The sequence below is a fragment of the Sphingobium sp. TomTYG65 genome, from assembly GCF_055395525.1.
Genome location: NZ_AP027331.1, coordinates 831,991 through 854,139, shown reverse-complemented (window position 1 = coordinate 854,139; position 22,149 = coordinate 831,991). Strand labels below are relative to the sequence as shown.

The 22,149-nt window shown below is 60.8% G+C and carries 13 protein-coding genes; 7 read left to right on the top strand and 6 right to left on the bottom strand.

Going from position 1 to position 22,149, the window contains the following annotated elements:
- Complete coding sequence (locus ACZ5Y5_RS17705) at nt 1-1,833, bottom strand: acyclic terpene utilization AtuA family protein (protein ID WP_464810738.1); 1,833 nt, start codon at nt 1,831-1,833, stop codon at nt 1-3.
- Between the two features lie 82 nt (nt 1,834-1,915).
- On the opposite strand from ACZ5Y5_RS17705, the gene ACZ5Y5_RS17700 reads away from it, so the two are divergent.
- Nucleotides 1,916-2,614 (top strand): Crp/Fnr family transcriptional regulator, encoded by a 699-nt coding sequence (locus ACZ5Y5_RS17700; protein WP_464810737.1) that lies wholly within the window; start codon nt 1,916-1,918, stop codon nt 2,612-2,614.
- A gap of 206 nt (nt 2,615-2,820) precedes the next feature.
- On the opposite strand, the gene ACZ5Y5_RS17695 is transcribed toward ACZ5Y5_RS17700, so the two are convergent.
- The 3 genes from ACZ5Y5_RS17695 to ACZ5Y5_RS17685 all read right to left on the bottom strand — a co-directional run bounded on the left by ACZ5Y5_RS17695 (nt 2,821) and on the right by ACZ5Y5_RS17685 (nt 9,795).
- Nucleotides 2,821-5,916 (bottom strand): TonB-dependent receptor domain-containing protein, encoded by a 3,096-nt coding sequence (locus tag ACZ5Y5_RS17695; RefSeq protein WP_464810736.1) that lies wholly within the window; start codon nt 5,914-5,916, stop codon nt 2,821-2,823.
- A gap of 264 nt (nt 5,917-6,180) precedes the next feature.
- Entirely contained in the window at nt 6,181-8,619 is a 2,439-nt protein-coding gene (locus ACZ5Y5_RS17690) for a TonB-dependent receptor (RefSeq protein WP_464810735.1), read from the bottom strand.
- Between the two features lie 267 nt (nt 8,620-8,886).
- Nucleotides 8,887-9,795, bottom strand: a complete 909-nt coding sequence (locus tag ACZ5Y5_RS17685; protein ID WP_464810734.1) for a TauD/TfdA dioxygenase family protein — start codon at nt 9,793-9,795, stop codon at nt 8,887-8,889.
- A gap of 153 nt (nt 9,796-9,948) precedes the next feature.
- On the opposite strand from ACZ5Y5_RS17685, the gene ACZ5Y5_RS17680 reads away from it, so the two are divergent.
- The gene (locus tag ACZ5Y5_RS17680) at nt 9,949-11,697 is read left to right on the top strand and encodes an N-acyl-D-amino-acid deacylase family protein (RefSeq protein ID WP_464810733.1); all 1,749 of its coding nucleotides are present in this window, start codon (nt 9,949-9,951) and stop codon (nt 11,695-11,697) included.
- Complete coding sequence (locus ACZ5Y5_RS17675) at nt 11,694-12,509, top strand: SDR family NAD(P)-dependent oxidoreductase (RefSeq protein WP_464810732.1); 816 nt, start codon at nt 11,694-11,696, stop codon at nt 12,507-12,509. The genes ACZ5Y5_RS17680 and ACZ5Y5_RS17675 overlap by 4 nt, the downstream gene beginning before the upstream one ends.
- Before the next feature lie 43 nt (nt 12,510-12,552).
- Here the strand turns inward: ACZ5Y5_RS17675 and ACZ5Y5_RS17670 are convergent, their stop codons facing one another.
- Entirely contained in the window at nt 12,553-13,299 is a 747-nt protein-coding gene (locus ACZ5Y5_RS17670) for a TetR/AcrR family transcriptional regulator C-terminal domain-containing protein (protein ID WP_464810731.1), read from the bottom strand.
- 445 nt (nt 13,300-13,744) lie between these two features.
- Here ACZ5Y5_RS17670 and ACZ5Y5_RS17665 point away from each other — a divergent pair, with 445 nt between their 5' ends.
- The 4 genes from ACZ5Y5_RS17665 to ACZ5Y5_RS17650 all read left to right on the top strand — a co-directional run bounded on the left by ACZ5Y5_RS17665 (nt 13,745) and on the right by ACZ5Y5_RS17650 (nt 19,018).
- Nucleotides 13,745-14,218 (top strand): 2,4'-dihydroxyacetophenone dioxygenase family protein, encoded by a 474-nt coding sequence (locus tag ACZ5Y5_RS17665; protein ID WP_464811642.1) that lies wholly within the window; start codon nt 13,745-13,747, stop codon nt 14,216-14,218.
- A 16-nt stretch (nt 14,219-14,234) separates the two neighbouring features.
- The gene (locus ACZ5Y5_RS17660; protein ID WP_464810730.1) at nt 14,235-15,965 is read left to right on the top strand and encodes an N-acyl-D-amino-acid deacylase family protein; all 1,731 of its coding nucleotides are present in this window, start codon (nt 14,235-14,237) and stop codon (nt 15,963-15,965) included.
- Between the two features lie 63 nt (nt 15,966-16,028).
- Nucleotides 16,029-17,372: a spinster family MFS transporter gene (locus tag ACZ5Y5_RS17655; protein ID WP_464810729.1), complete on the top strand. Its 1,344-nt coding sequence runs from the start codon at nt 16,029-16,031 to the stop codon at nt 17,370-17,372.
- A gap of 230 nt (nt 17,373-17,602) precedes the next feature.
- Complete coding sequence (locus ACZ5Y5_RS17650; protein WP_464810728.1) at nt 17,603-19,018, top strand: hypothetical protein; 1,416 nt, start codon at nt 17,603-17,605, stop codon at nt 19,016-19,018.
- Here ACZ5Y5_RS17650 and ACZ5Y5_RS17645 read toward each other — a convergent pair.
- Nucleotides 19,008-22,148, bottom strand: a complete 3,141-nt coding sequence (locus tag ACZ5Y5_RS17645) for an efflux RND transporter permease subunit (protein ID WP_464810727.1) — start codon at nt 22,146-22,148, stop codon at nt 19,008-19,010. The genes ACZ5Y5_RS17650 and ACZ5Y5_RS17645 overlap by 11 nt on opposite strands.
- Nucleotide 22,149 lies beyond the last annotated feature (1 nt).

Genomic DNA, 22,149 nt, shown 5'->3' with positions numbered 1-22,149 from the left:
TCAACTTCCTTTGCCGGAGAGGGTGGTACCGCCCAGCTTTGCCGCCATCGCTGCGGGAACAGGCACAGGGAAGCGCAGCAGCATTTGCGCCATTCCCTTGGCTGCGGGGTCGAGCCGCGTGCTGGCGTTGATGCCGCCAACAAGCGCGTCGTGAATCACGAAATTGAGGGCATGGAAGCCGGGCGCCTCATAACGATCGACGCGCGGGGCTTCACCTGCCGGTCCGAGGTGACGGTACCATTGGCTTACCGCACCGGCGCTGAGCGCGGCGTGAAGATAGGGAAGATATTCGGCATGGCGGGCGATGACCGCGACGTTGAACAGCTGGCCTTTGTCGCCGCTGCGCGCCCATGCCAGCTGCACAAGATCAACAGGAACTTCGCCGGGTTCGGCAGGGGCAGGCAGTGACGCTCTACTGGCCGGGGCGCTCGCATCGGCAGGAACGCCGGGGGGTACTGGCACATCCTGGGAGACGCCAGCGCAGGTTACTCGCGCCGTCACCGCGCCCTTATCCAGAAGGAACAGAAATATCCCCGTCATCGGCACGATGTTGGTGGCGAGGTTGATCGAGGTGCCGACGGACATTCCCGAAATGCCGGCCCATTGTTCACGCGCGAAAATCTGCGCTCCCTGGGCGTCGGGATGATCGGCAACAAGCTTGCAGATCAGCTCTCGCGTTTCGACCTGCTGACGGTGCGCGCCGAAGCTGGCCTCGCCCCCGATCATCACCATGTCGGTCATAGAGAAGTCTGGCATGTTGCGTGACCGCAGCAGTGCGCGCGCTCGGGCGAACAGCGCTTCGCCCTGCCGTTCAGCCTTTTCGACGGCGTCTTCGCCGATGATCGGCTGATAGGCGATGCAGCGCCAGCCGCCATCGAAGGTGACGCAAACCTTGTAACTGTCGGTCGGCGGCCGCCCTCGCGCCCCCGTGACGCGCACCCGATCCTTGCCGATCTGTTCCAGTTTCACGTCGCTGAAATCACAACGCACATCCGCCACGATATAGTCCGCTGGGTCGCTGACCTCGTAAAGCAGCTGTTCGGCGACTGTGCCGACCGACACCAGTCCGCCCGTGCCTTCGGGCTTGGTGATCACAACGCTGCCGTCCGCCTGGCACTCGCCGATCGGAAAGCCGATATTCGCCCAATCGGGTACGTCGCGCCAGTCGGTGAAGGTCCCACCCGTGACCTGTGCGCCGCATTCCAACAGGTGCCCGGCCAACGTGCCCGCCGCCAGCAAGTCGAAATCGTCCGGTCCCCAGCCAAATTCATGAATCAACGGTCCGAGCACTACCGCACTATCGACCACCCGGCCGGTCACGACGATATCCGCTCCCTTCGCAAGCGCCGCCGCGATGGGGAAAGCGCCCAGATAGGCGTTGGCGCTGATGACATTGTCGGGGAAGGGGGCTCCTGTGAACATGTCACGATGGCCGGCTGCCCGCAGTTCCTCGATGCAGGGACGTAGATCGTCGCCGTCGACATAGGCCACGGTGAGCGACAGGTCCGCCTCGCTGATCATCCGCTCGAGCGCTGCGGCGAGCCCCGCGGGATTGACCCCGCCGGCATTGGCGACGACCTTCAGCCCTTGGGCAGCGATCTCGTGCAGATAAGGGCCGACATGAACGGTCAGGAAATCGGCGCCATAGCCCGCTTGGGGATCGGCGGCCTGCATTCGGCCGAAAATACCCATCGACCCTTCGGCGAGATAGTCAAAGATCAGATAGTCGAGCCGTCCGCCCCCCAGCAATTGCGGCACGGATAGCGCGGTGTCGGAAAAGGACGCCGTCGCTCCGCCGATACGAACCACTCTGCCTTGACCGGCCGTCGCCATAGCTCATCCGCTCCCTTTTTATATCGTGACGAGGCTATCGAAATCTCTCGCGCCTTACTGTCACCAAAGTTACAATTGAAAAATGAAAAGCGATGATCGGGATGCCGCGCTGCGGGTTTTGCGGACTGCGGCCTGGTTGAAAGACTATCCCGCCGCACTTGCAGAAAGCCTGTTGGAAGAGGGCGTGCTTGTACGGCTGGACGTCGGGGAATGGGCTCAGGCCGAAGGGGATGATCGAAGCGGCCTCTTCGTGGTCATCGAGGGCGTGTTACAGTCCTATTGCGCTGCGCCGGGTGGTCGGGAGGTTATGATCGGTCTTGTCGAAGCGGGATCGGTACTCGGCCATGCGACGCGGTTCAGCGGAGGACCGCGCCTTGTCACAGCAGTGTGCGTCGATCCCTGCGTCCTGTTGGAGGTGTCGGAAACCGCGATCGACCGGGTGGCGGAACGTCGGCCGGAAATCTGGCGGGCGATTGCCGGCTTCGCCTACGAAAACATGCGCAGCGCCGTCCGCATGGCGGCGGAGGTGATTTCCTTGCGCCCGCGTGAGCGCATCGCTGCTCGCTTGATCGCGGCGGCGGGCGGATATCACGAAACATTGATCGGTGCGGCCCCGATCATCCGGATCAACCAGGAATTATTAGGCGAGATGATAGGCGTGACCCGCAAGACGGTGAATGTCCACCTGTCTGAGTTCGAGCGCGAAGGGCTGATCGAGGTCGGCTATGGCCGCATCAAGCTGTGCGACTTAGAGCGTCTATGGGTGGTTGCTAACAGCTAGGCGGACAAGGTTTGGCGAATCCGGTCTGAACGTCTCCAACTCCACCCTTCTTCCAAGCTGCGACGCAGTTGTCAGCGAAGTCTTCTGGCTGAAATGCTCTGTCGTGCAAACAAACGGCTGGCGCCGGGTTAGCAGTATGCTCTCATGAGGCTCCTACATGCTCCCCGGTCACGCCGCCGCTTACTCATTGGGCATAGGTGGGCCCCCTAGAAATTCACCTCTGCTCCTATCAGGAAGGTTCGTCCGAAAATTCCCTGGTAATAGGTATTACGAACGGCATTGCCAGTGGTACCAGGATCGGGCACGCTGACGTCGAGAACATTGTCGATGTTCAGCCGCAAACGGAACTGCTTGTTCACATCCACGCTTATGGAACTGTTCCACACGGTCCATGCATCAACCTTATCGACCTCGCGTGTGCCCAGGGGCTCGGTGGCGTCGAACCGGGCCGGTCCCACGTAGCGGACTTGATTGAACCAGGTCAGCGGTCCCTTCTCGTAGGTGAGTTCGACGACAGCGATATCCTTGCTGTTGCCAATTTCACCGCGCGTAACCGTGACGGGTCCCCCTTCGCGAATCTGGGTGAAGCCCTTCAGAGTATGTTGATAATTAACTCCCAGCGTCAGCCGGCTCTCATCGCCTAGCGGTAGCGTATAGCTTCCCGCAACCTCTATGGCGCGAAATACAACCCGGCCCTGATTGATGTAGGGTTCTGACAGAGTTTCGACCTGCCCGAAAAATTCGGGATCCGGATCCGTGCTTCTGGTGATGAGTGCGCAGAAAGGATTGTTGGGGTAGTCGGTCGAGTCATAGCATGTCGTCAGAACATCCTCGGCACTCGAAGAAGTGATCGCATCACGAATGTCGATGCTGACATAATCCACCGCCAGACTGAAGCCCGGCAAGAAACGCGGTGTAAGCACTGCACCGACCGTCCAGCTGTTGGAATATTCCTCTTTCAAGTCAGGATTACCAACCACCGTGATAGGGACAGTGATCGAATTGATGTTCGAAACGAAATCCGCCGGCAAGCCAGCCGCTGCGCAATTCGCCTGACGTACAGACGGATTGGGGCCGCTCTTGAGATTGGACACATCGCATGGGTCGTAGCCGCCATCAAAGGCCGGTTGATTAGGAACAAACAATTCACCTACCGCTGGAGCCCTGATGGCACGGGTGAAGTTGCCCCGTATTGCAAGATCGGGCACGGGCGCCCAGCGCCCGCCTGCTGTCCATGTAAACGCGTTCCCCGTGACGGAGTTATGGACATACCGCCCTGCGCCATTGATCTCCAGTTCGTGGATCAATGGAATATTCTGATCCTCCCCAATCAAAGGCGCACGAAATTCGCCGAACAATTCATTGGTTGTGTAAGAACCCTTTAAGCCAAAGATCGGGATAGAGCGCCCTAATGGCGTGGTATAAAAGGCATCGGGCCGGAAGGATGAGGATTCACGCCGGTTCTCATATCCGACAACCACCGCAAGATCACCGCCCGGCAAGTTCGCGACCGCACCGCTCAAGGTCGCGACAAAATCGCGTTGCGTCGTGACTGCTTTGGTCCGCGCGATAGTTGTCACATAATCGCGCGCCGCCCGGCTAGGGGTGCCCGAGCCGAATATGTTGAGCGGAGCGCATGTTTGCGAAATCGTTCCCGCATAAGCCGTTTCATAGGGCGGTGTGTTCGGATCGGTCCTGGGGATCGGCGGTTGCGTCGGATCGTTAGGATCCGGATTGAACGGAGCGCAAACGATATTACCGCTCGCGTCGGTCGTAACGTTGAGCGCGCGCCGTAGATTGGGCTCGACGAGTGAGGGTATAAGTGAAATGCTTTTGGTGCGGCCATAGTTGCCCGAAATATTCCAGGTCCACTGATGGCCAAGCGCGTCAAAGTTGCCTTCCACGCCTGCTACGAACCGATAAAGATCCTGCTTCAGTCGGGATTCACCGGAGACCAAATCGGTGTTGGCACGTCCGAGGTAGAAAACGCCCTCCTCATCGGTGGCAGGAAGGCCGTTCGCGATCAGACTGGCGCGGATGGTCTCTCGATCTGTGGCGCTCAGAAAAGGATTGTTGAGGCGCACGATGAAATTGCCGTTGGGGTCGAATGTGCCCGGCGCGGCCGAACGGAAGAATGCCGTGTTATAGACAGGTTGGTCACGCAAATTTGTGGCGCGAGTGCGGGAATACCACGCCTCGCCGAACAAGCGGAGGTTATCGTTAACCTCGAAATTGAGCTGGGCGGCGGCATTAAAACGGTTCGAGTTGACCCTGAGATTATCAATAGTGGCAAAGTTCAGGGCGTCACCTCCGATAAACGTTGTGGGATCAGGCGTTGTCTGCCCCGGATCATAGGGAATTAGCACTCCTCCCGGTCCGAATTGAACCAACTGACCTGCTGCATTACGAATATTGCGAGGCGATCCTGGAATGTTCGGGTCTAGGGTGCCGCGGTCTATGAAATAAGGGATTCCGCCTTCCGTGCCCAGAAATGTGCGTACATTGTCTGCGAGTATCAACGCAAAGGGAGAGTCTGGATCGGACGGCTGCACAAACTGGCGCTGTCGCGCCACGGAAGCGCGCCGTGTGCCGAGAAGTCCCTTGTCCTCGGAATATTCAGCGTTGACGGTGATATTCCCGCGACCGTCAGCGAAATTTTGCCCTGCAAGTCCACGGACACGCCAATTGAAAAGGTCTCCGCGCTGACTAATCCCTGATTGGCCATCGACGCTGATACCTTGGAAATTCTTCTTCAGGATGATGTTGACTGTGCCCGCGATCGCATCCGACCCATAAATGGGAGCGCCGCCGATCGACACAGTTTCTATGCGTTCGATCAGCTTGGTGGGGATGGTGTTCAAATCGACTTGCGATCCACTCTCGGCCGCCGAAAAGATCGAGGGGGGATTGGCGCCCACAAAGCGGCGTCCGTTGACGAGGGTCAATGTGCGCTGCGACCCGAGGCCATAAAGGTTAACAAACTGCTGCCCGACGTTAAACCCGTTGGCTTGCTGCCCGAACTGGCTACTGTCGGGAAGTGCAAAACCGGGAAGATCCTGTAGCGCCTGACCAACACTGGTATAGCTGCGGTTTTCAATCGTATTCGAATTAACTGTAGTTGTCGGCTGAGGATTATCAACTATCGGTCGGGCAATACGCGATCCAGTGACAATGATTGTATCCGTGTCTCGATTGCCGGAACTCTCTTGTGGCTGAGACGCTGAAGTTTGTGCAGATACGGAATGGCTAGCCCCAGCCAGCGCCAAACAAGCTGCTGCGGATAGCAAATGATATTTAGCCATGTCTCTGGACCCCTTGCCGCCCAGTTGGCGCCCTTCACGCCAACAAGCCGGGAACGCGAGAATTCTAATGTGGGTCCGCGATCATGAGGCAGCCATCATTTATTTCCGTTTTGTTGCTAATCTGCAACAATTTGGATGATTATAGTTGCGTTGGCCGAGCTAAGGAATGTTTTGGCGAGATACGAAGGGTCAGCTTCGAGTGATCTGAAAACGGCCCGATGACATCCATCGGGCCGTCTCCACGATATCGCTTCACGAATGTGATCAGAAGTTGACCTTCACATCGCCGCCGAAGGTTCGGGGCTTCTTGTAGGAACCTGCGCCGAAGCCCAGTCCGCCGAAGTCGATGCCGAAGTCGAGGTTGCGCTGATTGGTGAGGTTTGCGCCCCACAAACCGATATCCATCGTCCCGCCGCCGATCTTGATGTCTGACAGGGAAATGCGGGCGCTGAGATCATAATCGGGCCGAGAGCTGACGTCGCGGTTGAACGGGTTAACCCGATCGAGCGCGAAGAAATAAACGCGGCTGCGATAGGCCAAGTCGCTCCGTAGCGTGAGCGTGCCGACCCCTACATCAACCGCATATTGGCCGCCGACGCGGGCGTTCCATTTGGGTGACTGCGACAGATGCGCTTCGTCCCCGACATTGATCAGCTGATTGAAAGTCGGAGAGGTGAAGTCAGGATCGCGGTATAGATATTCCTTGAAGTCAGGATGGACGTAGCCGACCGATCCATCGACCTGAAACCCGGTGAAGGGGATCGCCGTGACTTCGGTTTCGAACCCGCGGAATCGGGCCTTGCCGGCGTTGGAGACGACAGAGGTCGCGCCGCCGCTGCCGCTCTGGAACTGCTGAATCTGCAAGTTGGAATAATCGGTCTGATATACAGACAGGTTGAGGCGCAGATGCCGATCGAACAGTTCGGACTTCAGGCCCAGTTCATAGGCGGTGACAGTCTCTGGCTTATAAGTCGTCAGCTGTCCCAGCGGGTTTTGCGGGTCTATGCCGCCAGAGCGATAACCTGTGGATACGCGCGCATAGGCCATGATGTCAGGCGTAAAGCGATAGTTCACTGAACCAAGCCATGACACGTTGTCGTTGTTGACGACCGTGGCCGGACTCACTGTCGGCAGATCGGTACGCTGCAACGTCTTGCGATCCTGCGTGTAGCGCGCGCCGCCGGTGATTTCGAGCTTGCCGTCCAAGGCGGAGGGCTTCCAACTCAGCTGGCCGAACATGGCAGCGGATTCGGAGGTCGCCCGGAAGCCCAAGGTAGGCGTCAGGTTGAGGCCGATGAGCCCTCCCGGCGTCAATTGCGGATTGGCCAAGATGTTTGCAGCCGTAGAGGCGGGAACGCCGAAGGCGCCCAGAAACGCCGTCGGCACCACCAGCGTCAAGGCCTGGCGATTGTTCTGAGACCCCTTTTCATAGAAATAATAAACGCCGGCCACATAGCTCAAGTCGCCCGACGTGCCGAGCGCCTGAAATTCCTGGCTGAATTGCCACTGTTTCTGTGGAGCGTTGTTGCCATTGTAGAGGCCCACATCGGCGATGGCCACACCGGTCGGGGACGAAGGATTGAAATCGATGACGGGCCCGCGCAGATAGCCATTGCCGTCGAGCGTGAGGATCGTGTCCTGCCAGAAACGGCGGTAGCCGGTGATAGACTTCAGGGTCAGTTCGTCGATCGGTTCGTAGGCGATCGTCACGGAATGGCCCGAAATACGCGATCGGGCACCATAACGCAGCTTGCCGAAGCGATCGACAAAACCATCCTGCAAGCCGGGATTGATGCGATCCGGACTGATCAGGAACGGATCGCCGCCAAAGTTGGGAGACTGGCTGAAATAGTTGAAGACGTCGGGCGTCGCCGCCAGCATCTGGAAATAAGGCGCCGTGCCGGATCGATAGTTGAAGTCGAAATTATAGTTGATCGTTACCTTGCCCAGGTCGGCTTGCACGCCGGCATAAAAGGCATCGCTACGAAGTGCTCCGGGATCCTTGTTGTCCGGCGTGTAGAGATTGTCGACATAGCCGTCGCGTTGGCGGTGCATGGCTGCCAATGACACCTTGATGGGCGACCCGCCTATATATCCGGTATCTACACGACCGCGGACAAACCAGTCATCATAGCTGGCGTAACCGGCCTTGGCTTCGAACTGCATCTCGTCAGTCGGCTTTTTCGTGACCAGCTGGATGGCTCCGCCGATGGTGTTGCGGCCGAACAAAGTTCCCTGCGGCCCCCGCAGAACTTCGATGCGTTCCAGGTCGACAAGGTCGAAAATGGCGCCTGCGGCGCGTGCGATATAAACACCGTCCAGATAGACGCCCACGGCCTGATCGGTTGCGGCGTCCGGCTGCTGATTGCCGACGCCGCGGATGAAGAGCGACACTGCGGTCAGGCTGGTCGATTGCTGCAACAATGACAGGTTGGGCGTGAAGCGGGGGACGCTGGTCACGTCCATCACATTCTGCTTTTCGAGAAACTCGCCCGACAGTGCCGTGACGGAAACGGGGACCGTCTGCAGCCTTTCCTGTGTCCGGCGCGCGGTGACGATAATGTCGGTCAGGCCCGTGCCGCTTTGCTGCGCCTGAGCGTCGGGCGCCTGCATTTCCGGCGCCGTCCCCTCTTGAGCGAAAGCCGGCGACGCCAATAGCATCGCCAGTACGCCGGATACAAATGATCGATTGATACCGCCCATTCTTCCATCCTCCCACTGCTACACTTTGTCCCTCTGACCTTCTGCTTTGCGCGTTTGCCGGCCAGACGGTTTATGCTTATATTTTGAAGCTTCCCTCCAATGCTGCTGTTCGTCAATTGCCTTAATTCGACCCATTATCTTTTTCTGTCAGCAGGCGATCCGTTCTTGATATCCTATTGAGCCTTTCCCCCGCTCGCCTGCGGCCTGACTTCATGGAAATTCCCCAAAGCTAGAAGTTTACTTCGCACGCAACGGGGCGGGGCCTGCTCAACCCGATCCGGTTTCGGCAAGCTGGGTAGCTGTACGGCCGACGGTAGCGTCGCCGCGCAAGGTCGTGCGATGAACGACGCGGATGACATCGACCGGATGCCCCTCCGCGCGATGCATCATCCGGTAATTGTCCCACAGAATGATGTCGCCTTCTTCCCAGGCATGTTCGTAAATGAACTCCGGTTGCTCGACAGCGGCGATAAGTTCTTCGATCAGCCTGTCGCTTTCCGCCTCATTCATGCCGACGATATTGCGGATATTGAGCGGGCAGATGTTGAGGATGGTTCGCCCGGTCGTGGGATGCTGCCAAACGACTGGACGGGTGATCGGAGGAAAATCGGGAAACTTGGCTTTGGTCTCGCCAACGCGAACTCCACCCGGATTGCTGAACCGGATTTTGCTGAGATCGGCACAAAATTCGAAGCGCGCCTCCAGCTCTGCTATGCGCCGCTTGAGGCTCGGATCGAGCGCGGCATAGGCTGCTTCGGTGTCCAGCCAGGCCGTCTGGCCGCCAATCGCCGCCTTTTCGATCATGTTGAGCATGGCGCCCGCATTTGGCGTGGTGCTGAAGGCAAGATCGGTATGCCAGGGGATGCGGCCATAAGTGGGTACGCCGTCAAAGGCATAGACGGGGCCGCGCAGCCCGCCCTTGTTGGTCAGCAGGATCAGCTCCGGCTCGGTGGGATGACGGAAGTCGGGAATGGGGTGGGGTTCCGTTTCGCCGAATACTCGGCTGAGCCGAAGAAGCCGCTCGGGTGAAGTTCCGGCGCCGCGAAACAGGATAAGGCCGGTATCGTCCCACAAGCGGCGTAGTGCGGCCTGTGTTTCATCGTCAATTTTGCCGTCGATATCGAGCCCGACGACCTCTTGACCAATTGTTGGCAGGCGTCGCGTCTGAAACGTCATTTTGCCTCTCCCATTTGAGTCGTTCCTGACTGCCACATAAATTCGTGGAGCGGCTCATCCATTTGTATGACGCCCGGCCTGAAAACTGAGATAAGTTGGATGGGAACGGCGTGCAGCGCGGCAGACGCCGCACGCCTGGAGAGGATTGTGGACATGCAGAAATTCGATATCGTCATCCGCAACGGCCTGATCGTCGACGGAACGGGCACCGCTCCCTATCCGGCGGACATAGGCATCGTTGCCGATACCATTGCTGCAGTCGGCCCAGGGTTGGACCGGGGCGTGACCGAGATCGACGCGAGCGGGATGATCGTCACTCCGGGTTTTGTCGATATCCACACCCATTATGACGGACAGGTCACCTGGGACCATCATTTGCGCCCCTCAACCGCGCATGGCGTCACGACCGTCCTGATGGGCAATTGCGGCGTCGGATTCGCACCATGCCGCCCGCACCAGCGCGATATGCTGGTGCGGCTGATGGAGGGGGTGGAGGACATTCCAAATCCCGTGCTGACGGAAGGTCTGCCATGGACATGGGAAAGCTTCCCCGAATATCTCGACAGCATTGCCTCTCGCCGGTTCGATGCCGATGTCGCCGCGCTGATCCCCCACGCGGCGCTGCGGGTCTATGTGATGGGTGAGCGGGGCGAAGCGCGCGAAGCTGCGACGGCTGAGGATCGGGCGAAGATGGCCGCCCTGGTGCGAGAGGGCGTCGCCGCCGGTGCGCTCGGCATCGGCACTTCGCGCACGATGTTCCACCGTTCGATCGATGGGCATCTGATACCAACCCTGCAGGCTGAAGAGGCGGAACTCCAGGCACTGGCGGATGCGATGACGCAGGCGGGCGGCGGCACCTTCCAGTTCGTCAGCGATTTTGCGGACGAGGATGCCGAATTCGACATGATGCTGCGGATCGCGAAGCGCTCCGGCCGGCCGATCACCTTTCCGGCGGCAGGAACTCCGACCGATCCATCACGCAGCCATCTCCTGGGCCGGGTGCGTGAGGCGAACAAGGCGGGGCATCATTTCCGGGTGCAGGTTTTGGGCAGGGCGACCGGCGCGATCATGGGGCATCAACTGACGCTTCATCCCTTCTGCACCAGTCCAACCTATCGCTCGCTTGCTTCGCTGCCGTTCGAGGAAAAGCTGGCCGAGTTGCACCGGCCGGAAATCAAGGCAGCGATCCTTGCCGATCCGCTGACGCCCGACCCGGGCAATGCGCTCACCAACTTCGTCCATCAGTTCGACAGGATCTTTCCTCTGGCGGACATTCCGGATTACGAGCCGTCTCTCGACGACAGCATTGCCGCGCGCGCCAAGGCGCTGGGCATCTCGCCTGCTTCCTACGCCTATGATCTGCTGCTGGAGCGGGGCGGAAAGCGGCAACTATACATCACCATCTCCAATTATGCGGAGGGCAATCTCGACGGAACGGGTGAAATACTGATGCACCCGGACGCCGTGATGGGCCTTGGCGATGGCGGCGCTCATTATGGAGCGATCTGTGACGCCAGCTATTCCACCTATCTCTTGACCCATTGGGTGCGCGATCGACAGCGTGGCCGCGTGCCGCTGGAGCGGGCGATCAAGGCCATGACAGGCGATACCGCCGCTCTCGTCGGATTGCATGATCGCGGCATATTGGCGCCAGGATATCGGGCCGATATCAATGTGATCGATATGGACCGGCTTTGCCTCCACGCGCCAGAGGTGGTGTTCGACCTCCCAGCCAACGGACGGCGGCTGATGCAGCGGGCCGATGGCTATCATGTCACTATGCTGGCCGGTCAACTGGTCTCCCGAGAAGGCGAGGCGACGGGGGCATTGCCCGGAAAGCTCGTGCGGGGCGCACGTTCCCGGCCTGCCGTCCTTGCCGCAGAGGTCGGGGGACTGGCATGACGGCTGTTGTGCTGGATGCGGATTTCCTGAACCGCTACGGCCCAAGAGCGCTGATCCTGGGAGGATCGGAGGGGATAGGCGCGGCCTTCGCCGAACAGCTTGCCCAGACCGGCTTCGACCTGACGCTGGTCGCTCGATCGGCCGACGCTTTGGAGGCGGCCGGGGCGGGCATAGGTGCGCGCCATGGCGTGGCGGTGGACTGCCGTCCGATGGACCTTACCTGTCCCGATCTTGCTGAACGCGCAGCCGACCTGCTGTCCGAGCATGAATATGGCCTGGTCATCTACAATGCCGGGGCAACACATGGCGTGGGTCTGTTCCTGGACAATCCGCTGGACCATGCGCGCAACCTCATCCGTCTCAACTGCGATGGACCCGCCATATTCTCCCACCTTACCCTGTCGGCAATGCGGGATCGCGGCCGCGGGGGCATGATCCTTGTCTCTTCGATGTCGGGGCTCGTCGGCAGCGGCTATGTAGCTGCCTATGCCGCCACCAAGTCGTTTGAGATGGTGCTGGCCGAAGGGTTGAACTGGGAACTGGCGCGCCAGGGTGTCGATGTGCTGTGCGCGGTTGCGACGCTGACCGACACGCCCGCGATGCAGCGTTCAGGCATGATGCCGGACAGCGGCTTTCCCGCCATGACTTCCCAGGCGGTCGCATCGGGCGCGCTGCAGCATCTGGGCAAAGGACCGATCTGGTACGCGGCGGGCGACGAGGTGGTGGAGGCGATGCGCGCCACCCCGCGCACGGCACTTACGGAAAATGCGTCCCTCACCTCAGCTCGGCTCTGGGGCATCGATCCGGCTTAGCAGCCATCGATCCGATCGCCAGTCCAGGGCTATGGATGAAATACTAGCGGCTGAACGGGGGCGGCATTTCCAAAGGTGGGCGTTCTTCGAACGGAAGCTGGGAATCGCCGTCGCGCAGCGCCAGAACATCGCGCGCCGCCATGACGCCTCGCAACAGGACGTACAAACTATATTCCCAATTATGTTCGGTCACTTCGCGTGCGAAGACATTCAGGAACTGGCGTAATAGGGGCGTCTCCTCCGGGGCGCGGTTGGCGACCGCCTGTTTGATCGCCACCCCGCGCGGACGGCCCTGGACATGAAGCGCGCGCTCCCTTTTGGAAGCGGCGGCAGCGCCGATTACCAAATGCGCGACCGCGCGCCGCAGTTGCAGCGCCTCCTCCCCTGAAAAACCGCGGCTGGTCATGGCCCTCAACCATGTTTCGCCCGCATCTATTTCGACATGAGGCGACTGCCCACCGTTAAGCCATGTCTCCAGAAGCTCGCCGTCCATGGTCATCACCTCGTACAGGGCGCGAGCATCTTCGAGGATCCATGTGGACCAGGGCTGACCGTGGTCTTCGGGATATTGCAGACGTCGTGCGGCGTGCGCCGTGGCGACCCGGATCAATTCTTCCCGGTTCGCGACATAGCCGTACAGGACAGCCTTGGCGACGCCCAGCCGTTCCGCCACCGCCGCCATTGTGAGTTGCTGCAATCCGACCGCCAACGCCGCATCGATGACTTGCCCCAGCTCCAGCTTGCGGGGTCGGCCCCGGCGCAGAGAGGTTGCCGGATTTTTCTTTTCCAATCGAGCGCTCATTCCCAAATTCGACGATACCCCGTTTCCAGCTACCGGGCGTTTCAGATCCACTAGCATAGCCGCTCATCAATCCAATGCTACGTCCTAGCCTATTTTCCGACCATAGGGTCGAATATTGTTGAACCGTGAGAAATGGCACCGTAGGTTACGCGGCAGAAAGGCAGGCGCGGACTGCGATTCTGTCTCAACGATAATCAATCTGACAGCGTCAGCGCTGCAGGACGAACAGATGGAGAGCGCCGAATGCCTGCTCGATCTATGGGATGAACCGCGTTTTCCGAGGTCGAGCATTTCCTGATCCACGATGCTTCCCTGCCCAAAGCGCTCACCGCAGAATAACGGCAAAGGAGGAAACTCGACCGTGACAATCTCCCTAGAAACGCAGCGTCCCGACGGTCTTGCCATTCCCTATCGCGGGGTGCGGCCGGTCGATATGCTGCCTGACCTCTTCCTGGGCGGTGCGCTCGACCTTGATGGCGGCGATGAGCGGCTCTGGGTGGAGCAAGCGCCCGGCGTGTCGTTCCGGCCGCTGATGTTCGGCGTAGCGCAGGGCTATTATGTCAACCTGCTGCGGGTTAGGGCCAGCGGCCTACTGTCGCGGCATCGGCATAGCGGACCCGTCCACGCCTTCACGCTGCGAGGCGAGTGGCGCTATCTTGAACATGACTGGATCGCGCGGGCGGGCGACTATGCCTACGAACCGCCGGGCGAGACTCATACGCTGGTCGTGCCCGAAGGCGCTGGCGAGATGATCACCCTTTTCCACGTATCCGGCGGCTACACCTATGTGGACCCTGACGGGGTCACGCTCGGCTATGAAGATGTTTTCACCAAGCTGGCGAACGCCCGCCGCCACTATGATGCTGTCGGGCTCGGGGCCGACTATGCGGCCCGGCTGATAAGATGATTGGAGAGGAAGCCGCATGACTGTCCAGTTCGATATCGTCATCCGGAATGGCTTGGTCGTGGACGGCAGCGGCGGTGAACCCTTCGTGGCCGATGTCGCGCTCAAGGATGGGAAGATCGCCGCGGTCGGTCGGGTCGAAGGTTCGGGCCAGGAAGAAATCGACGCCACCGGGCGGCTCGTGACGCCGGGCTTCGTCGACATCCACACCCATTATGATGGACAGGTCACCTGGGAAAACCGGCTGTCCCCTTCCTCCGGCCACGGCGTGACCACCGTGGTGATGGGCAATTGCGGCGTCGGCTTCGCACCGTGCCGCCCGCACCAGCGCGACATGCTGGTGCGGGTGATGGAAGGGGTGGAGGACATTCCCGAAGTCGTGATGACCGAGGGCATACCGTGGAACTGGGAAACCTTTCCTGAATATCTCGACGCGCTCGCTGCGCGGCAGACGGACGTCGATTTCGCGGCGCAGCTGCCGCATTCGGCCGTGCGCGTGTTCGTGATGGGCGAGCGCGGCGCCGCGCGTGAGCAGGCGAACGCCGACGATCTGGCGGCGATGCGCGCGATCGTGCGCGAGGCAGTGGAAGCGGGCGCGCTGGGCGTTACGACATCGCAAAGCCACGGTCACCGCACGGTGGACGGTGATCTCGCTCCCTCGGTGGATGCCGCACAGGCCGAACTGCTCGCCCTCGCCCAGGGTTTGGCCGATGCCGGAACGGGTGTGTTCCAGTTGATTCCCAATTCGCAATATGGCTGCGATCCTGTGGAGGAGATGGCGCTGTTCCGTCGCATCGTGACGACCTCTGGCCGGCCGCTCTCCTTCAGCTTGCTCGAAAAGAAATATCAGCCCGATCTGCCGCAAAAAATGCTGCAGATGGTCGACGAAGCCAATCGCGACGGCTTTCCGATCCGTGCGCAGGTCTTCCCGCGCCCGATCGGCATGGTGTTCGGACTGGAGCTGTCCTTCCATCCCTTCCGCTTTCACCCCAGCTTCAAGGCGATCGAGCATCTGCCGCTGGCCGAAAAAGTCGAAAGGCTGCGCGATCCCGCCTTCCGCGCGCAACTGCTGTCGGAACAGCCGGAAACGACCAACCCGCTCTACATGACGTTGGCGAGCGATGTCGGTGATCTCTATCCGATGGGCGATCCGCCCAATTACGAACCCGACGCCGGTACGCGTCTGGGCGCGCGAGCGGTGCGCGACAATGTGACGGCGCAGGAACTGGCGCTCGACGTGCTGCTGGAAAATGAGGGGCGGGGCGTGTTGATGATGCCCTCGTCCAACTATGTCGGCGGCAATCTGGAAACGGTGCGCCGTATGATCACCGATCCCAACAGCCTGATCGCGCTGGGTGACGGCGGCGCGCACTACAGCCTGATCTGCGATTCCAGCTTTCCCACATTCGTCCTGACCCATTGGACGCGGGACCGGGCGCACGGCCGCCTTCCTCTCCCTTGGGCGATCCGCCAGTTGAGCCACGAGACGGCCAGCGCGGTCGGGCTCAATGATCGCGGCCTGCTGAAACCGGGCTACAAGGCGGACATCAACATCATCGATATCGACCGGCTGAAGCTGCATGCTCCAAGGATCGCCTACGATCTTCCCGCAGGAGGCCGGCGTCTGACGCAGCGCGCAGATGGCTTCGACGCCACGATCGTCAGCGGGGTGGTGACCTATCGCGACGGCGAGCCCAGCGGAGCCTTGCCGGGTCGGCTCGTGCGGGGCGCGCGGAGTGTGCCTGCTTAGAAATATGCTCCCTTTCCCTACCCCGATTTTCGGGCCGAACTGGGAGCTGATAAAGAGAAAAACATGTCCAATTCCGCGCTCTTGCAGACCGCAACGAACCGCCCGCAGTCATCCACTGTTTACGCCATTTACATATTGATGGTGCTGACGGCGGCTAACGTGTTGAGTTACGCGGACCGGTATCTGTTTTCGATCACCATCCCCGCGATCAAGGCGGAATTTGGCGCGAGCGACAGTCTGCTCGGGATAGTCGCCGGACCAGGTTTCACCATAAGCTACCTTCTGTTCACTATGCCGCTTGCGTCCCTGGCGGATCGCTGGTCGCGCCGGAAGGTGCTGGCTATCTCCGCAACCTTATGGAGCGCCGCAACGGGCTTTTGCGGCGTCGCCACGGGGATGCTGCCGCTCACTGCCGCCCGTATTCTGGTCGGCGTAGGCGAAGCCGGAAGCATGCCGGCGTCCCAGTCGATGATATCGCAGCTTTTCGGAACCAGGTCGCGATCGACGGCACTCGGTTTCCTCGCGTCCGCACCCTATCTCGGCTTGGTAGTGGGTCTGTCGGGAGGCGGCGCCATCGCCTCGGCGTGGGGCTGGCGGTCGGCCTTTCTCCTCATGGCGACGGCGGGCATCCCTATCGCGCTACTCATATGGCTCACCGGGCCCAAGAGGCGCGCAAAGTCCGAAGCCGGAGGCCAGGCCGATCCAAAGCGTGGCACTGGATGGACGGCCATACGCCACTGCTGGTCGATACCCTCTTTACGATTGCTGGCGCTGGGCACGGGAGTGTTCAATATCTTCGGATATGCGAGTTCCATCTGGCTCCCAACGCTCCTGATACGTTCACATGGAATGACCGCGGCGGAGGCGGGTTTCTGGCTCGGGACCTGTTCGACCATCGGTGGCGTGGCAGGCAGCTTCGCCAGCGGTGCGGTCGTCGATGCGCTGACGAAACGCGACCAGCGCTGGCAATTGCGGCTGCCTGCGCTGTGCTTCATCCTCGCATTTCCGGTGTTCCTGTTCATGCTGACCATGCGGCCTGGCCTTTCCCTCCCGCTTTTGTCAGTGAATGTGCCGGTGATCGGGCTTTTGCTGATGCTGGGAGGTTTTTTAAGCTCATCCTGGATGGGGCCATCATTCGGCGCTGTTTCCCATCTGATTTCTCCCGAACACCGATCCCAGGCAACGGCGCTACTGATCGTGATCATCAATGTGGTCGGCAGCGCCATGGGCCCCGTCATCGCTGGCCTGGTAAGCGATGCGCTCACTGGCCGGTTCCAGGCAGACGCGCTGCGTTACAGTTTGCTGTCGATGAGCCTGCTTACGGTACTCGGCGGCCTGATTTTCCTGCGGGCGGCCGCGCATTACGGGCGTGACATCAGCGCGCGGAGCTTCGCGGCCAACAACTGATCACCTACACAAGCTGAGGATCTAGGGAGCGCTTCTCCGGCTCAGCTTATGACCGCCCTGGCGGTTTCCCAACTTCTCGACCTCACGCCCGCTCCTCCAGCGACTGAGGCTTATGCCGAATATCTTCCCGTCGGCCCATTTGCCTGATCATGCTATTGGCTAAGATACCGAGCATCTTTCGGTGATTGGCGAATTTGTCCGCCAATCCTCCAGCGGAGACGAGAAAAGCGATGGAGGCTACCATAAAGCAGCGGATCGGGCTCCAGTCAGCCTGGCCAATTGCTGCCTCCTGTATTCTGCTGGCCGCATCGCTCCTGCTCTTCTGGCCGGGCATCGCGGAATATGACACGATCGTCCAATATCGTGAGATCATGAGCCAGAGCTACACCGATTGGCATCCCCCGGTGATGGCGCGGCTCTGGTCGCTATTCGCCTTTGCCGGGCCGAGTACGGCCGTTCTGCTGGTCTTGCAGATGACGGGATATTGGCTGGGACTGGGGCTGATAAGCCGCTCATTGAGCAGTAACCGCAAGGCAGCGGTGCTGCTGGCGGTGGGTGCGTCGCCGCTGCTGCTCGGCTGGCTCGCCGTTGTGGTAAAGGACAGCCAGCTTGTCGGCGCGCTGACCCTCGCGGTCGGCATCGTCAGCAGCTATCGTCTGCGCCGCCGGCCCCTTCCCGCCGTTGCTCTGGCAGTGGCGATCCTCTGCCTGGTCTATGCCACGCTGGTCCGTGCGAACGGAGCCTTTTCCACGGTGCCGATCGCGATGCTGCTCGCGCCGCGGCCGCGCCATGAACTCGTCCGCGTCGCCGTCATGATCCTGGCGATCCCAGCGGTGCTGCTTGTCTCCCAACCGATCAACCACGTTCTGCTCGACGCGCAGGATAGCGGCGTGCGCAGCAGCCAGCCGATATATGACCTCGCCGCGATCGCTGTGCGCACGGGTGATCCGGCCGTTCTCAATCCTCGATCCATTCAGACGCTTCAGACGCATCATTGCGTCAAGCCGCTTTTTTGGGACACCCTTGGCGAGAACAGCGCATGCGCGGCTGTCATCCGCCAATGGGATCGCGCGCCGCTCGGCCAGCTTTATCGCGAATTCACCCGAGCCTTGGCCGCGCATCCAGTGGCCTATCTCGCCCACCGCCTTGCGCATCTGAATTCGACTGAGCGTTGGCTGGTGCCGCTGCACTGGCCGCTCGCCGCACCGCCGGAGCGGTCGGAGCCCAATGATCTGGGTTTCGCCGATCCCTCCGCGACGGCGACGCAATGGCAGAAGCTTGCCGGATGGATGACGGAAACGCCGCTGGCCTGGCCGATCCTCTGGATCGTCCTTGCCCTATGGGGCCTATGGAATGGCTGGCATCGATCGCCGGGCGCGCAGCGCGACCTTGCAATAGCGCTGTTCCTCTCCGCGCTGTTCCAGGAAGCCAGCTTCATCCTGATCAGCATATCGTCCGATCTGCGCTATCATCTCTGGGTCATGCTGGCGACGGCGCTGGGCTGGATCATCCTGTGGCAGGCCGGCGAACCGCTGCGCGCGAAAAGGTTGGTGTTGCTCACCATGACGCTGGTGCTTCTATCGGGCGCGGTCGCACGCACAAGCTTGCCGCTTCCGCCCTCGCGCTATCGGGACCTTATGAACTGATGGTTGAGGGCGCCACGTCTATATCCTGCTCGCGCTCGATCCATAGGAGCGAGAGGGGCAGCAGGACCAGCATGAACAGCGTCGCCGAAATGATGCCGCCGACGATCACGCAGGCAAAGGGACGCTGCGTTTCAGAGCCTATGCCTGTCGAGAGCGCCGCGGGGAGCAAGCCGAGCCCGGCCATCAAAGCGGTCATCAATATCGGCCGCAGACGATCGATCGCCCCCTCCACGACAGCCATGCTGAAGCCGTCGCCATTTTCAAATCGGTGGGTGATATGCTCCAGCATCACGACGCCATTTTGAACGGAGATGCCCGCCACCGCGATAAAGCCGACCGCTGCCGAGACCGACATGTGCAGTCCCGCGAGCGCTAGGGCCGCGACACCGCCGATCGCCGTGAAGGGCACCATGGCGAGGATCAGCAGAGCCGACCGCACCGACCGGAAAGCCCCGAACAGCAAGATGAAGATGCCGAACAACGCGATCGGTACGATCATTTCCAGCCGCTTCATAGCGCGCTGCTGATTTTCGAACTGGCCGCCCCACACCATCCGATATCCCGCCGGCAGCTTGACCTGCTGCGCAACCGCCTTTTGCGCGTCAGCCACGAAGCTGCCCTGGTCGCGGCCATCGACATTGGCCTTTACCGCGACGTTGCGGCTGCCATTTTCACGGCTTATGCGCGAAGCGCCGACCTGCACGCTGATGTGCGCAACCTCGCCCAGCGAAATGGTGCCGCCCGTCGGCAGCGGAATCTGCAGCTGAGCGAGATCATCGACGGCGTTGCGCTGGTCTGCGGCAAAGCGCACGACGATGTCGAAATTGCGATCGCCTTCATAGGCGGTGCCGACCGTCGCGCCGCCAAAGGCCGTCGCGATCGCCTTGTTGGCGTCGTCGGAGTTGAGGCCGTAGCGCGCCATCGCATCGCGATCCAGCACGGCGCGCACTTCGGTCTGGCCGCCGATCTTGACGGCATCGACGTCCGATGCACCCGGCACGGCCGCGACCACGCGCGCGGTCTTTTCGCCCAGCGCCTCCAATATGTTGAGGTCGTTGCCGATGATCTTGATGGAGATTTCGCCCTTCACGCCGGACAGGCTTTCTTCCACGCTGTCCTCGATCACCTGGCTGAAATTGGTCGGCACGCCAGGGATCGAGGCGACCTTCCTGCGCATGTCGTCTTCCAACGCCGCCTTGGTGGGGAATTGCGAGCGCCATTCATTGCGGGGTTTGAGGTCGATCAGCATCTGCAAGCTGGACGGCCCCTTAGGATCGGTGCCGTCATCGGGGCGACCCGTTTCCGAACCGACATGCGCGACTTCGGGATAGGACAGCATGATCTTGCGAACGCGCGCTTCCACCCTGCGGGTCGTGTCCATCGAAGCTGAAGGGGTCAGCTGCACGGTCAGCCAGATATTGCCTTCATCCAGCTTCGGCAGGAATTCCGATCCCAGGCGCGGCACCAACGCAACCGTGACGAGCAGCACCAGCACGGACGCGCCGAAAAGCAGCTTCGTGCGCGGCTGCGATCGGGTGATGATCCGCCGATAGCCGTCCTTCAGACGGTCCATCCAGGCGATATGCTTTTCCGCCATGTCATAGCGCTCGACCAGGAAGCCGAGCACGGCGGGAAGGAAGGAGAGCGTGAGCACCAGCGCTGCACCCAGCGCGAAGGACAGCGTCAGCGCGACGGGCGAGAACATCTTCCCTTCCACCCGCTGGAAGGTGAAGATCGGCACGAAAGCCATGATGATGATGGCTTTCGAAAAGAGGATCGGCCGCGCCAGACTGGTGACGGTGTTGCGCAAGACCTGCTTGCGCCGGATCTTGTCGGGCTGCGCGCCATGATGCTTTGCCGCCTCCAGCGCCAGCGCGACCATCAGCGCCTCGACCAGAACCACGGCGGAGTCGATGATGATGCCGAAATCGACCGCGCCCATGGAGATGAGGTTGGCCGGCACGCTTGCAAAGCTGAGGCCGGAAAAGGCCGCGAGCAGCGCGAGCGGGATGATCGCCGCGACCACCAACGCAGCGCGCCAGTTGCGCAGGAAGACGAGCAGCAGCACGGTGACGAGCGTCGCGCCCACCACCAGATTTTCAGCGACCGTCTCGACCGTGCGATCAAGCAGCTTGGTGCGCTGATAGGTCGCCCTGATCTGAATCGGCTGATGGCCGGTGCGCTGGGCGTCGAGCCGGAACTGGGCATTAAGCTTGTCCACCGTGTCGCGAACGCCGGCGACCACGACCGCCGCATTCTGGCGCTTGACCATCGTGACGATGCCTTCGCTGACGTCGTCCTTGTGATCATAGGCGACCATGCCGCTGCGTTCGGGCGTGCCGACCTTCACATCGCCAATGTCTCGGATGCGAACGGTGTTGCCGTTCTGCGCCTTGACCACCGTGTTCCCGACATCGTCTATGCCCTGGTAAAGGCCGATGCCGCGCACGACGACCACCTCGTCGCCGCGTGGGATGACGCCGCCGCCAACGTTGGAATTGGCGCTGCCCACGGCGGACTGGATATCGGCGACGGTAACTCCGTAGCGTTTCAACAGATCGGGTCGGATAAGGATCTGATATTGCTTGATACTGCCGCCGAAGCTGGTGACGTCGGCCACACCCGGCACCATGCGAAGAGCCGGGCGCACTACGAAGTCCTGGATCGCACGCGCTTCGTAAAGCGGCATGTCCTTGGGCTTGTCGAGAACATAGCGATAGACTTCGCCCACCGCCGTGGAAAGCGGCGCAAGGCTGGGCACGACATCATCGGGAAGGTCAGCGTCCCGCAGTTTTTCCAGCACCTGGGACCGCGCGAAATAATCATCAGTCCCGTCATTGAAGATCAACGTGACGACGGAGAGGCCGGTAATGGAGACAGACCTGATGTCGTTGACGCCCGGCGTCCCTGCAAGCGCGCGCTCGATCGGCAGCGAGATCGAACGTTCGATCTCCTCCGGCGCTTGCCCCGGCCGCTGGCTGATGACGACCACCTGGACATCCTGTACGTCCGGAAAGGCTTCGATCGGCAACGTCGTCACTGCGCTGCCGCCCACGATGATCAGCGCGATCACCATCATGATCACGAAGATCCGCTTCTCCACGACGAAGCGGGCCAGGCTTTCCAGCATC